The 13,526-nt window shown below is 31.0% G+C and carries 13 protein-coding genes and 1 pseudogene; all 14 read left to right on the forward strand.

What is annotated here, in order from left to right; all coding sequences use genetic code 11:
• Positions 1 to 13: 13 nt before the first annotated feature.
• On the forward strand, positions 14 to 286 hold the full coding sequence (gene remA, locus IO99_RS09275) for an extracellular matrix/biofilm regulator RemA (protein ID WP_035132703.1): 273 nt from the start codon (positions 14 to 16) through the stop codon (positions 284 to 286).
• A 1-nt stretch (position 287) separates the two neighbouring features.
• On the forward strand, positions 288 to 887 hold the full coding sequence (gene gmk / locus IO99_RS09280; protein WP_035132704.1) for a guanylate kinase: 600 nt from the start codon (positions 288 to 290) through the stop codon (positions 885 to 887).
• A 5-nt stretch (positions 888 to 892) separates the two neighbouring features.
• Positions 893 to 1,114, forward strand: a pseudogene (gene rpoZ, locus IO99_RS09285) (DNA-directed RNA polymerase subunit omega); the annotation flags it as partial.
• Between the two features lie 61 nt (positions 1,115 to 1,175).
• The gene (coaBC, locus tag IO99_RS09290) at positions 1,176 to 2,363 is read left to right on the forward strand and encodes a bifunctional phosphopantothenoylcysteine decarboxylase/phosphopantothenate--cysteine ligase CoaBC (protein ID WP_035132705.1); all 1,188 of its coding nucleotides are present in this window, start codon (positions 1,176 to 1,178) and stop codon (positions 2,361 to 2,363) included.
• 125 nt (positions 2,364 to 2,488) lie between these two features.
• Complete coding sequence (gene priA, locus IO99_RS09295) at positions 2,489 to 4,678, forward strand: primosomal protein N' (RefSeq protein ID WP_035132706.1); 2,190 nt, start codon at positions 2,489 to 2,491, stop codon at positions 4,676 to 4,678.
• 12 nt (positions 4,679 to 4,690) lie between these two features.
• Positions 4,691 to 5,131 carry a peptide deformylase gene (def, locus tag IO99_RS09300; RefSeq protein ID WP_035132707.1) on the forward strand — a complete coding sequence of 147 codons (441 nt, stop codon included), beginning with the start codon at positions 4,691 to 4,693 and terminating at the stop codon, positions 5,129 to 5,131.
• Between the two features lie 11 nt (positions 5,132 to 5,142).
• Positions 5,143 to 6,087, forward strand: coding sequence for a methionyl-tRNA formyltransferase (fmt, locus tag IO99_RS09305; protein WP_035132708.1), 945 nt, complete (start codon positions 5,143 to 5,145; stop codon positions 6,085 to 6,087).
• A 33-nt stretch (positions 6,088 to 6,120) separates the two neighbouring features.
• A complete protein-coding gene (locus IO99_RS09310) occupies positions 6,121 to 6,816 on the forward strand; it encodes a zinc metallopeptidase (protein WP_035132709.1) in 696 nt (231 codons plus the stop codon).
• 44 nt (positions 6,817 to 6,860) lie between these two features.
• Positions 6,861 to 8,192 carry a 16S rRNA (cytosine(967)-C(5))-methyltransferase RsmB gene (gene rsmB / locus IO99_RS09315; RefSeq protein ID WP_035132710.1) on the forward strand — a complete coding sequence of 444 codons (1,332 nt, stop codon included), beginning with the start codon at positions 6,861 to 6,863 and terminating at the stop codon, positions 8,190 to 8,192.
• A gap of 8 nt (positions 8,193 to 8,200) precedes the next feature.
• A complete protein-coding gene (gene rlmN, locus IO99_RS09320) occupies positions 8,201 to 9,235 on the forward strand; it encodes a dual-specificity RNA methyltransferase RlmN (RefSeq protein ID WP_035132711.1) in 1,035 nt (344 codons plus the stop codon).
• 6 nt (positions 9,236 to 9,241) lie between these two features.
• Positions 9,242 to 9,973: a Stp1/IreP family PP2C-type Ser/Thr phosphatase gene (locus IO99_RS09325; RefSeq protein ID WP_198028576.1), complete on the forward strand. Its 732-nt coding sequence runs from the start codon at positions 9,242 to 9,244 to the stop codon at positions 9,971 to 9,973.
• Positions 9,970 to 11,943 (forward strand): Stk1 family PASTA domain-containing Ser/Thr kinase, encoded by a 1,974-nt coding sequence (gene pknB / locus IO99_RS09330; protein ID WP_051824032.1) that lies wholly within the window; start codon positions 9,970 to 9,972, stop codon positions 11,941 to 11,943. The genes IO99_RS09325 and pknB overlap by 4 nt, the downstream gene beginning before the upstream one ends.
• A 71-nt stretch (positions 11,944 to 12,014) precedes the next feature.
• Positions 12,015 to 12,878, forward strand: coding sequence for a ribosome small subunit-dependent GTPase A (rsgA, locus tag IO99_RS09335; RefSeq protein WP_035132712.1), 864 nt, complete (start codon positions 12,015 to 12,017; stop codon positions 12,876 to 12,878).
• Entirely contained in the window at positions 12,875 to 13,525 is a 651-nt protein-coding gene (rpe, locus tag IO99_RS09340) for a ribulose-phosphate 3-epimerase (RefSeq protein ID WP_035132714.1), read from the forward strand. The genes rsgA and rpe overlap by 4 nt, the downstream gene beginning before the upstream one ends.
• Position 13,526: the final 1 nt, after the last annotated feature.

The raw sequence follows: 13,526 nt of genomic DNA on the forward strand, positions 1-13,526 counted from the left end.
TAGGAGGTAGGGCATGGGTATAAAACTTATAAATATTGGATTTGGAAATATTGTTTCAGCAAATAGATTAGTAGCTATTGTTAGTCCAGAATCAGCGCCTATAAAAAGAATAATTCAAGAAGCTAGAGATAGGGGTATGCTAATAGATGCTACCTATGGTAGAAGAACTAGAGCAGTTATAATAACTGATAGTGACCATGTAATACTATCTGCTGTTCAGCCTGAAACAGTAGCACATAGATTGTCATCTAAAGGTGATGATGCTATAGATGAGGTAGAGGATTAATATGGGAAGTAAAGGACAATTATTAGTTATATCTGGACCATCAGGAGCAGGCAAAGGGACTGTATGTAAGGCGCTAATTGAAAAAAGTCCAATATGGATTTCTACATCTTGCACTACGCGTAAGCCAAGAGAAGGTGAAGTAGAAGGAGTAAATTATTTCTTTATAGAGAGAGATGAGTTTTTAAATAGGATTGATAAAGAAGATTTTCTGGAATATGCAGAGGTTTATGGTAACTTTTATGGTACACCTAAATCTGAGGTTTTAAAGATGTTAGAAGAAGGTAAGGATGTAATATTAGAAATAGATATACAAGGTGCATTAAAAATTAAATCTTCATATCCTAAAGGAATATTTATATTTATTATGCCTCCATCTATGGAAGAACTTAGAAATAGAATAACAAATAGAGGAAGCGAAACTCCAGAGTCATTAAAGACTAGAATGGAATGTGCTTATGATGAAATAAGCTTTGCATCTAAATATGACTATGCCGTTGTAAATGATAAGGTTGAAGATGCAGTTAAAAAAATTGAAAGTATAATAGTCGCTGAAAAATGTAGAGTATTTAAAATTAAAGATGAGCTATTAGGGAGGTTCTAAAAGATATGAGTAATTCAAAGAGCAATTCAATGATTAATCCATCTATTGTGGAATTATTAGAAAAAGTGGATAACAGATATTCATTAGTAGTATCTACTTCAAGAAGAGCAAGAAAAATAATTGACGGTGAAGAGCCAAAAGTACAAGGCGTAGGTGCAAAGCCATTAACTATTGCTATTAATGAAGTTAAACAAGGGATTATAGAAATTAGAGACGCAGATGATAAGTTTACTAAGGTTCAAGAAGTTGAACTAGTAAATGAAGAAGCGGAAGAAGGCTCAAATTTAGATGAGTAAGAAAAATGTAGTTATTGGAGTAACAGGTGGAGTTGCAGTCTATAAGGCTCTAGATGTTATAAGCAGATTGAAAAAGAAAGATATAAATGTGGACGTTATTATGACAAAGTCAGCTTGTGAGTTTATTACTCCATTAAGTTTTCAATCATTAAGTCAAAATGCAGTAATAAAGAATATGTTTGATGAACCTAAGGTTTTTGAAATTCAGCATATATCTTTAGCTAAAAAAGCGGATGTACTAGTAGTAGTTCCAGCTACAGCAAACATTATAGGTAAAGTAGCAAATGGCATTGCTGATGATATGTTATCAACTACTATTATGGCTACTAATGCAAAGGTAATCTTTGCACCAGCCATGAATACTAATATGTATAACAATCCCATAGTTAAAGAAAATATTAAAAAATTGAAAAGTTATGGGTATGAGTTTATAAATCCTAGTAGTGGGCGATTAGCTTGCGGAGATGTAGGAGATGGAAAACTTGCTGACACAGAAGAAATTGCAGAAATGATTTTATCACATCTTCATGAACCAAAGGACTTAGTAGGTAAAAAAGTGCTAGTAACAGCAGGACCTACTAGAGCTAATATAGATCCAGTAAGGTTTTTAACTAACAGATCTACTGGTAAGATGGGATATGCAATTGCTGAAGAGGCTAGAGACAGGGGAGCAGAAGTAGTTCTTGTCAGTGGTCCTACCAGTATAAAAGCACCATTAGGAGTTAAAATCATAAAAGTAGAAACCAATGAAGAAATGTTAAATGCAGTTAAAGCAGAATTTGATACTAGTGATATTGTGGTTAAATCTGCAGCAGTAAGTGATTATAAACCTAAGACTTATTCAGATAAGAAGATAAAAAAGGGACCAGGTAATTTAAATATAGAACTAGAAAGAGATAACGATATTCTAAAGGAACTAGGAACCCTAAAAAAACACCAAATCTTAGTTGGATTTGCAGCTGAGAGTAACGATGTAATAGAAAATGCTCACATAAAGCTAAAAAAGAAAAATCTTGATTATATTGTAGCTAATAATATAATTGAAAGTAATGCAGGCTTTGGAAGTGATACTAATAGGGTTACTGTTATAAATAGAGATGGGAAAGAAATATCTCTTGATAATATGAGTAAAAGATTAGTTGGACATGAGCTTTTTAATATGATTTTAAACAATAAATAAAAAGAGCGACTAAGTCGCTTTTTTTATTATTTATTTATATAATATATCTAATGGGTTTAAAAAAGAAAATATGGTTAATAGTTAATTTAGAATGGAGGTAGACACCTCTAGAAGGGGGACTAAAAGTGTATTTAGGAATTATCGTAAATAATGAAGCTGTAAAAGTAGATAAAATATTTACATATAAGGTGCCTGAAAGCTTATATGGTAAAGTAAAAAAAGGCAGAATGGTTACAGTTCCCTTTGGAAATGGAAATAAGAAAATATATGGATTTATAGTTGATATATTTTATGATATAGATGATAATACTAAATTGAAAGAAATTGTTGATATAGATGACAGTATGGAATTTCTTACGGAGGATAATATACGTCTTATAGAAATAATGAGAAGGAAGTATTTATGTACTTATTTAGAATGTATAAAAGTTATGATTCCCAGTGGAATAACTAAAGGAACAACCTTTAAAACTAAAAATAGTGTAATTATTGGTAGACCATTAACAGAAAAATATAGTAAAGAAGGATATATAAATATTGTGAGTTTTATAGGAGAACATAATGGAATTTATAATAAGACAGAACTTACTGGTGAGTTTGAATTTTCTTTGTCTAGGATTAATACATTAATTAAGAATGGATTCTTAGATGTTAAAAAAACTATAGTTAATAGGTATAATGAAAATGTATATAAAAAATATGAGGAAAAAATATTAAATTCAATTCAACAAAGATGTGTTGATACTATATTATCCCAAAGTAGTAGTAATAAATTTCTTATTCATGGTATAACTGGTAGTGGAAAAACTGAGATATATATGAACCTAGTAAAAGAGATGATTAAAAAAAATAAAGATTCTATAATATTAATTCCGGAAATTGCCTTAACTCCTCAAATGGTTGAAAGGTTTAAGGGAAGGTTTGGAAGAGATATTGCTATATTTCATAGTAGGTTATCTATAGGTGAGAGATTTGATGAATGGATGAGAGTAAAAACGGGAAATGTTAAAGTAGCAATAGGTGCTAGATCTGCAATTTTTCTTCCTTTTTCTAATTTAGGCCTTATTGTTATAGATGAGGAACATGAAACTAGTTATAAATCAGATAGTGACCCCAAATATCATGCAAGAGATATAGCTAGTTTAAAAGCTGAAATTGAAGGATGTAAAGTGGTGTTAGGATCTGCTACACCCTCCATTGAGACTTATTATAAGGCTACGGAAGGTGAATATGATATAATTACTTTAAATCACAGAGCCGATGGAGCTAATCTTCCAACTATAGAGATAGTTGATATGAGAGAAGAGCTAAAAGAAGGAAATAAGTCTATGTTTAGTAGAAGACTTTATGAAGAAATGACAGTATGTTTAGAAAAAAAAGAGCAAGCCATAATGTTTTTAAATAGAAGAGGATATTCTACTTTTGTATCTTGCAGAGAGTGTGGTTACGTATTTAAGTGTGATAATTGTGATATTTCTCTTACCTATCATAATGATAACAATTTAACTTGTCACTATTGTGGAGCAAAGCAAAGAGCATTAAAAACTTGTCCAAAATGTAAAAGTAAATATGTGAAATATTTTGGCGTAGGCACAGAGCAATTAGAACATAGTGTTAGAAAGACCTTTTTAGATAGTAAACCTCTTAGAATGGATTTCGATACTACAAGGGGAAAAGATTCTTATGAAAAAATATATAAAGACTTTTCTGCAAAAAGGTACAATGTGTTAATAGGTACTCAAATGATTGCTAAGGGCTTGGATTTTAAAGAAGTAACCCTAGTTGGAATAATTGCTGCAGATTTATCTTTAAATCTACCGGACTATAGAGCTGCAGAAAAGACCTTTCAATTAGTTACTCAAGTAGCTGGGAGAGCAGGTAGAGGTAATAAGGCTGGAAAAGTAATACTTCAGACTTATAATCCAAATAATTATAGTATAGTTTATGCTGCTGCAAATGATTATAAAAGTTTTTATGAAGAAGAAATAATTATTAGAAAGTTAAGGGATTATCCACCTTTTTCTAAGATTTTGTGTATAAATTTAAGCAGTGAAAATGAGGAACATTTAATAAAAAGTATACAAAGTTTAGCAGATAAAGTAAGGATAAAAAACTATAGAAGTGATAAAATTGAGTTATTAGGACCATGTCCTTGTGGGGTTTCTAAAATAAAAAGTTTGTATAGATGGCAAATTATAATTAAAGGTGATTTTGATGATAATTATGCTATGGATATAAAAAATTTAGTCTATGAACAGATTAATTATAAAAATATAAGAATTGGTATTGATATAAATCCAAATAATTTACTGTAAGGGAGAATGATTATGGCATTAAGAAATATAAGAATTAATGAAGACCCAATATTAAGGAAGATTAGTAAGGTAGTTAAAAATATTGATGAAAGAACACAAATATTAATTGATGATATGCTAGATACTATGTATGAATCTAATGGAGTAGGTCTTGCAGCACCACAAGTAGGTATTTTAAAGCGAGTGGTGGTTATAGATATTGGTGATGGACCAATAATACTTATTAATCCAGAGATTGTTGAGGCTAATGGTGAAGTTAAGGATGTAGAAGGATGTCTAAGTGTACCAGGTAAACAAGGAAATGTTATAAGACCCCAATATGTAAAAGTTAAAGCTGAAGACAGAGATGGAAATTCTATTGAAATTCAGGGGGAGGATCTTCTAGCAAGGGCTCTTTGTCATGAAATAGATCATTTAAATGGAATATTATATACTGATAAGACAGTGAAATAGGAGGTATGAAGATGAATATAGTATTTATGGGTACACCAGATTTTGCAGTACCATCCTTAGAAGCAATTATTGAAAAATATGGAGTTAAGGCAGTACTTACTCAGCCAGATAGACCTAAAGGAAGAGGGAAATCTGTGGCAATGTCACCAGTAAAACAGGTAGCACTTAACCATAATATAAAGGTCTATCAACCAGAAAAACTAAAAAATGAAAAAAGTTTAATAGAAGAATTAAAAAATATGAATTTAGATTTCATAATAGTTGTAGCCTTTGGTCAAATTCTATCTAAGGAAGTCTTAGATATACCTAAATATGGATGTATAAACCTTCATGGTTCACTACTTCCTAAATATAGAGGTGCAGCACCAATTCATTATGCTATTATGAAGGGAGAAAAGGAAAGCGGAAATACCACCATGCTAATGGATATAGGTTTAGATACAGGAGATATGTTGTTAAAGAACAAAGTAGAGATTACAGAAAATATGACTACTGCAGAGCTCCATGATAAACTTATGAACAGTGGAGCTGAGCTTTTAATTGAAACTATAGAAGGTCTTTATAATGACAGGATAACTCCAATAAAGCAAGGAGAAAGTAAAAGTTGTTATGCCAGTATGCTGAATAAAGAGATGGCAAAGATTAATTGGAATCAAAGTTCTAAAGACATACATAATTTTGTAAGAGGACTTTACTCTTTTCCAATAGCTTATACTTATTATAAAGATGAGCCTATGAAGGTAATTGAAACTAGGCTTACTAACGAGAAGTCTTCTAAAACTCCAGGGACTATTTTAAAAGTTGATAAAGAAGGAATGTTGGTTTCAACTGAAGATAATAATATATTAATAACTAAGGTTCAATTTCCTAATAAAAAGCCTTTAAGAGTAGAAGAATATATAAAAGGAAATTCTATTGAAGAAAATATATTATTAAAAAGTTCAAAAGAAGAGTAAAAATTAATTAAATAAGAAAAAGGAGAAATATATATGGGATATTATTATGGAAGTTTTTTTGACAGAACAATGATTATTCTTATACCAGCTCTTATCATTTCAATATGGGCTCAGATGAAAATAAAAAGTAGTTATGCAAAGTATTCACAAGTATATAGTAGAAATGGATATACTGGAAGTCAAGTAGCTAGAATGATATTAGATGCCTACGGACTTTTTGATATTCCAGTATTAGTTACAGGGGGTCACCTTACAGATCACTATGACCCTAGTAAAAAGGTGGTAAAACTATCAACAGATGTATACAACGGTACATCCCTGGCAGCTATAGGTGTAGCTGCCCATGAGATAGGTCATGCTATTCAACATAAAGAAGGATATGCACCAATTAAAATAAGAACAGCTTTAGTGCCAATTGCTAATATAGGCTCCCAAGCTTCTTGGATATTATTCTTTATTGGAATTGTAATGTCTTTTACACCATTAGTTAACTTTGGTATTATATTATTCTCAGCAGCAGTTCTTTTTCAGATAGTTACACTGCCTGTAGAGTTTAATGCATCCAGTAGAGCTGTAGCCATATTAAGTGCAAGGAATATACTTTATGAAGATGAAGTAAAGGGAGCTAAAAATGTTTTGACTGCAGCAGCATTAACCTATGTAGCAGCAGCAGTTACAGCTATTGCACAGCTTTTAAGACTCATTGCTATAAGAAATAGAAATGATTAGTAGGAAAATGGATAACACTAGAAATCGTAGATAGGATGATATGAATGATAGGTGCTAGAGAAGTAGCAATAAATACAGTAATGCAAGTCTTTGAAAATAAGGCTTATTCTAATATTGTTTTAAACAACAACCTTAGTCAATGTAATCTTGGAGATAAAGATAAAGCATTAGCTACAGAACTTGTTTATGGTACTATAAAATATAGGTACGCAATTGATAAAATACTTAAGACTTTTTTAGAAAAAAAATTTGACAAAACAGATAAATATATTTTAAATTTATTAAGGGTTTGTATATATCAGCTTAGATATTTAGATAAAATACCTGAGTTTGCAGCAGTAAATGAGGGAGTTAATTTAGCTAAGACTAATGTGTCTGTGGGAGCTTCCAAATTAGTAAATGGCGTATTAAGAAGTTATTTAAGAAATAAGAATAAAGATTATTATAATAAAGAAAACATTAATGAAAGTTTAGCATTTTCATATTCTTTTCCTCAATGGATGGTAAAATTATTTATTGAGCAATATGGAGAGGTAGTTGGAGAGAAGATACTAGATGGGCTTAATAAAAGACCTGCTGTTACAGTTAGAGTAAACTCCACAAAGGGAGATTTTGAACAGGTTTTTCATGAGTTAGAAAAGAATGCTTACAACGTAGAAGAGGGGTCTATATGTCCTGAAGCCATAAGAATCGTAAGAGGAAAGAGTGTAGAGGAAAATCCACTGTTTAAGAAAGGTGCTATTACAGTTCAAGATGAAAGTGCTATGCTAGTAGCACCTAGTATGGATTTAGAAGAGCATATGACTGTATTAGATTTATGTAGTGCTCCAGGAGGAAAAACTACTCATATAGCTGAAATAATGGATAATACAGGTATAGTTAAGGCTTTTGATATTTATGATCATAAGCTAGAACTTATAAGAAGTAATAGTGAAAGATTAGGACTAACAAACATTGAATTAGATATATTAGATGCTACTAAAGAATGCAAAGATTTAATTGAGGTGGGAGATAGAGTGCTTATAGATGTACCTTGCTCTGGCCTAGGAATAATAAGAAAAAAACCAGAAATTAAATATACAAAAAAAGAGAAAGAATTAAAATCTTTAATAACAGTTCAACGTGAAATAATGAAGAATGCAGCTAAATATGTGAAACCAGATGGAATAATTTTATATTCAACTTGTACTATAAATAAAACAGAAAATCAAGGGAATATAAACTGGTTTTTAAGTAATTTTAAAGATTTTAGTGTAGAGCCTTTAAACTTTGGACAGGTGGAAAATCTAGTCTATGACGAAAAGGGTTCTGTAACAGTGTTGCCTAATGAATATATGGATGGATTTTTTATAGCAAAAATTCGTAGAAATAAATAGGAGTAGAAATGAAAAATATATTAGATTTAGATATAGAAGAACTTAAATCATGGATGAAAGAAAATGGTGAAAAAGAATTTAGAGCTAAACAAGTATTCTCTTGGATTTATAATGAAGTTTGGGACTTCAAAGAGATGACTAACATATCTAAAGATACTTTGAAAAAATTAGAAAAAAATTTTTTTATAGGAATACCTAGAATAGTAGAAACATATAGTTCTAAAAATAGTGATACTCGCAAGCATTTATTTCTTTTACATGATGGTAATATAGTTGAAGGAGTAGTTATGCAGTATAATCATGGAAATTCTATATGCATATCAACTCAGGTAGGATGTAATATGGGTTGTAAGTTTTGTGCTTCAACCATTGGAGGAGCTGTTAGAAGTTTAAGTAGTGGAGAAATGTTAGGTCAGATTATGGTTTCACAAAAACAACTTGGGGAGAGAATCTCAAATATTGTACTTATGGGAAGTGGAGAACCATTAGATAACTATGATAATGTTGTAAAATTTATTAAGGATGTAAATTCTCAGTATGGACTTAATATAGGACAACGTCATATAACTCTTTCTACATGTGGAATTGTGCCTAAGATAAAGAGCTTAGCAAATTTAGATTTACAGATAACACTAGCAATTTCATTACATGCTCCTAATGATGAGTTGCGTGTGAAAACTATGCCTATTGCTAAGGTGTATTCTATATCTGAGCTTATTGATAGCTGTAAATATTATATTGATAAAACGGGACGAAGAATTACCTTTGAATATGCATTAGTAAAGGGGGTAAACGACTCTAAAGAGCAAGCTGAACAATTAGTAAAATTAATAAGAGGTATGTTATGTCATGTAAATTTAATTCCAATAAATGAAATAGATGAAAATGATTTAAAAAAATCAAATGAAGAGCAAGTTAAGTGCTTTAGAGATATTTTAATGAAACATGGGATTGAAACTACTGTTAGAAAAGAAATGGGTTTAGACATAAATGCTGCTTGTGGTCAGCTGAGAAAAAGTTATATAGAAAAAAGGGAGTTGTAGTTTTTAATGGGGAGATTGTTAGGAATAGAAACGGATGTTGGAAATAAAAGAACTTTTAATGAAGATTCCGTTGGTTACTATGAAGAAGAAGATTTCGGTATTTTTGTAATAGCCGATGGTATGGGAGGGCATAATGCTGGTGAAGTTGCTAGTAGGATTGCTATAGATACCATTATTGAATATGTAATTAATCATAAAAAGGATAGGTCAGAAGAGGAAATTTTAAATGAGGCAATCCTAAGTGCTAATAGAAAAATATATAGAGAAAGCTTGTTAAACGAAAGTTGTAATGGAATGGGAACTACTCTTGTGGGAGCTTTTGTTAGAGGAAATAACTTAACTATGGTAAACATAGGAGATAGTAGAGGATATATTTTAAAGGATGGACAGCTTGTTAAGGTTACAAAAGATCATTCATTGGTACAAGAACTATTAGATAATGGAACAATAACTAATGAGGAAGCTAAGAATCATCCTAATAAAAATGTTATAACAAGGGCTTTAGGAACTAATCCAGTAGTGACGGCAGATTACTACAGTTTAGATATAAGAGGGGTTTCCAAAATTCTTCTTTGTAGTGATGGACTTACTAATGAAGTAAGTGAGGAGGATATTTTTAGAGTTTTACAAGGTTATAATGGCAATCAATGTATGGAACTAATAAACATGAGTAAGAAAAATGGTGGAAGAGATAATATTTCTATCATCATTTTTAAAGGAGAGTGGGAGTGCAGATGATAGGAACTATGTTAGGAAATAGATATGAACTCATAGAAAAGATTGGCGAAGGGGGTATGGCAGTAGTATATAAGGCTAAATGTAGAATTTTAAATAGATTTGTAGCAATAAAAATACTAAAGCCAGAGTACTCTAATAATAGTGAATTTATGGAGAAATTTAGAAGAGAAGCTTTAGCTACAGCAACATTTTCCCATAGTAATATAGTTAATATTTATGATGTGGGTTCAGAAGGAAATATTAATTATATTGTAATGGAATTAGTGAATGGAAAAACTTTAAAAGAATACATAAGAGAAAATGCACCTCTTTCCATGGACTCAACTTTAAAGATTTCAATACAAATTGCTAAAGCTTTAGAATGTGCTCATAAAAATAAAATTATCCATAGAGATATAAAACCTCACAATATATTAATAAATGAAGAAGGTGTAATTAAGGTTACAGATTTTGGAATAGCTAAAGCTACTTCATCTGATACAATAACTCATACTAATAAAGTTATTGGTTCTGCACATTACTTCTCTCCTGAGCAAGCCAAAGGAAAGATAGTTGATAATAGAACAGATATCTATTCTTTTGGAATTGTGATATATGAAATGCTAACAGGAAGAGTTCCCTTTGATGGAGAAAGTGCTGTAGCGGTTGCACTTAAACATATACAAGATACTATTGTGCCTCCTAAGGTTTTAGTTCCAGAAGTACCAGATAGTCTAAATAATTTGGTAATTAAGGCTACCCAGAAGGAAGTTATAAAAAGATATAGTAATGTAACAGATATGTTAATAGATTTAATGAGAATAGAGAATAATAATAAGTATATAGTAACACCATCCAATATGGATAATGATTATACTACAGTAATGGATGCAACTCAAATTCAAAATACTATGTATGCTAGCAATCTTGGTAAGAAACTAGCCAATAAGGATATGGATGAAGAGGAAGAAGAGGAAGAAGACGAGGATTATGAAGATTATGATGGCGAAAAGAGAAAAACTAGCACCTGGAAAAAGGTACTAATAGTTGGAGGGGCTCTTTTATTAACTATTCTTTTAGGTGTATTTGTAGGTACTAGTATATATAACAAAGGTAACAGCAATGTTAAAAAAGACGAATTAAGGGTTCCAAAGATAATTGGCCTTACAGCAGATGAAGCCAAAGATGCTGTAGAAAAAGTAGGATTAACTTATGTAGTCTTAGGAGAGGAAGCTAGTGATAAGCCAGCTGGAACTATAATTGCAGTATTTCCATCGGAAGGTACTGCAGTAAAAAAAGAAAGTGAAGTTAGAGTAAGGATTAGTACAGGACCAGGAGAGATTGAGGTACCAGATGTTGTGAAACTGGGTAAAAGTGTTGCCCAAGACCATATAGTTACTCAAGGACTTAAGGTGGGAAAGATAACAGAAGACTATTCTGAAGAAATAGAAGAAGGTGCAGTAATAAGTACCAATCCAGTAGCAAAGACTAAGGTTAAAAAAGGTGATACAGTAGATATAGTTATAAGCATAGGTTCTAGGATAAAGAAGACACAAGTACCAGACCTCATTGGATTAACACTAAAAGAAGCAGAACAAGTATTAGCCGTAGTAAATCTAAAACTTGGGTCTACTACTGCAGTAATAACTGATGATATAAGTAGGGATGGAAAGATATTTAACCAAAGTGAACCTGCATTAACTTCAGTACAAGAAAATGAAAAGATAAGTGTTAATTATTATCAATATAAGGATCCAGATGAAGGTAAGGTTGAAGTTCCTAATTTTATTGGAAGAACCATTGAAGATGCACAAGCAACAGCTAACTCACTTGGATTTAGAATAACTGTTACTGGAGATAGAAAAGGTCTTATTATAAGTCAAGATGTACCTGAAGGTAATAAGTTAGATAAAGGAAGTACTATAAATCTTATAGCTCAAATAAAAGCCCCTAATATAGGTGGCGATGATGATGATGATGAAGAACCTTAACCAATGAAGTTAATAATCCTTAGGTAAGTTTTAAACTTGCCTAAGGATTAGTTAAAATTTAGGAGGAATATATGCAAGGTGTAATAGTTAAAGGAATTGGTGGATTATACTATGTGGATGTTGAAGAAAAAGTTATAGAGTGTAAGGCCAGAGGGAAATTTAGGCATAAGGGTGAAACTCCTATGATTGGTGATGAGGTAATCATAGAAGAAGAAAATGGAAAGGGTGTTATAACAGAAATATTAAAGAGAAGAAATCAACTTATAAGACCTGCCGTTGCTAATGTAACTCAAGCTTTTGTAGTAGTTACTAGTAAGAATCCAGATTTGAATTTAAGCTTATTATATAAATTCTTAGTTTTATGTGAGTATAATCATGTAGTACCTATTATTTGCTTTAATAAAATGGACATTGAAAGTGATTATAGTAAGGAAATAGGTAGTATGCTAAATGAAGCTGGATATGAAATAATGTATGTACAAGGAAAACATGGTGTTGGCATAGAACAGTTAAAGGAAAAGATAAAGGGGAATATTACTGTATTTTGTGGGCCTTCTGGAGTTGGTAAATCTACTATATTGAATAAAGTTTTAGGTAGAGATGCTATGAAAACTGGTGATATTAGTGATAAACTAAAAAGAGGAAAACATACAACTAGGCATAGTGAACTTATAAGGATAGAAGATGGATTTTTAGTTGACACACCAGGATTTTCTTCCTTGGAATTAGATTTCATAGATAAAGAAGAACTACAACATCTATTTCCAGAATTTGAAGAATTTAAAGATGGATGTAAGTTTAATAATTGTGTTCATTATAAAGAACCAGGTTGTATAGTAAAACAAAAGGTAGAATCTGGACAAATAAATAAAAGTAGATATGAATTCTACATAAAAACATTAGAAGAAATTATTAGTAGGGGGAATAGAAAATGATAAAATTATCACCATCTATATTGTCAGCAGACTTTTCAAGGTTAGGAGAGCAGGTTAAAGAAATAGAAAAACATGGAGCGGATTGGGTTCATATAGATGTTATGGACGGGATGTTTGTACCTAACATATCCTTTGGAGTACCTGTTATAAAATCCATAAGAAATCTTACAACTTTAGTTTTCGATGTACATTTAATGATTGAAGATCCAGCTAGATACGTAAAGGATTTTGTAGATGCAGGAGCTGATATGATAACAGTTCATTATGAAGCAGATAGACATATAGACAGAACTATAAAATATATTAAAAGCTTAGGAGTTAAAGCTGGAGTAGCATTAAATCCTGGTACTCCTGTTTCTATGATAGAAAACTTAATTCCAGATTTAGATATGGTACTTATCATGTCAGTTAATCCGGGATTTGGAGGTCAAAAATATATAGAGTATTCAGTAGATAAAATATCACAAGTTAAAGAGTTAAAGGATAAATATAATAAAGAATTATATATACAAGTAGATGGTGGCATAGATGCAACCAATGTTAGTAAAGTTGTAAAATGTGGAGCTAATTCTATAGTAGCGGGTTCAGCAGTATTCAAAAATAATGAAATAGAAAAAAATATAAGTAATATAAAAAGTGGGTTTTAGT

The sequence above is a fragment of the Clostridium sulfidigenes genome, assembly GCF_000732635.1.
GTDB classification, from domain to species: Bacteria; Bacillota; Clostridia; order Clostridiales; family Clostridiaceae; genus Clostridium_J; species Clostridium_J sulfidigenes.

Coding starts and splice junctions, on each gene's coding strand:
- rpe (WP_035132714.1), top strand. CDS start 12,875: ATGATAAAATTATCACCATCTATATTGTCAGCAGACTTTTCAAGGTTA.
- remA (WP_035132703.1), top strand. CDS start 14: ATGGGTATAAAACTTATAAATATTGGATTTGGAAATATTGTTTCAGCA.
- coaBC (WP_035132705.1), top strand. CDS start 1,176: ATGAGTAAGAAAAATGTAGTTATTGGAGTAACAGGTGGAGTTGCAGTC.
- rlmN (WP_035132711.1), top strand. CDS start 8,201: ATGAAAAATATATTAGATTTAGATATAGAAGAACTTAAATCATGGATG.
- IO99_RS09310 (WP_035132709.1), top strand. CDS start 6,121: ATGGGATATTATTATGGAAGTTTTTTTGACAGAACAATGATTATTCTT.
- pknB (WP_051824032.1), top strand. CDS start 9,970: ATGATAGGAACTATGTTAGGAAATAGATATGAACTCATAGAAAAGATT.
- rsmB (WP_035132710.1), top strand. CDS start 6,861: ATGATAGGTGCTAGAGAAGTAGCAATAAATACAGTAATGCAAGTCTTT.
- fmt (WP_035132708.1), top strand. CDS start 5,143: ATGAATATAGTATTTATGGGTACACCAGATTTTGCAGTACCATCCTTA.
- gmk (WP_035132704.1), top strand. CDS start 288: ATGGGAAGTAAAGGACAATTATTAGTTATATCTGGACCATCAGGAGCA.
- rsgA (WP_035132712.1), top strand. CDS start 12,015: ATGCAAGGTGTAATAGTTAAAGGAATTGGTGGATTATACTATGTGGAT.
- def (WP_035132707.1), top strand. CDS start 4,691: ATGGCATTAAGAAATATAAGAATTAATGAAGACCCAATATTAAGGAAG.
- IO99_RS09325 (WP_198028576.1), top strand. CDS start 9,242: ATGGGGAGATTGTTAGGAATAGAAACGGATGTTGGAAATAAAAGAACT.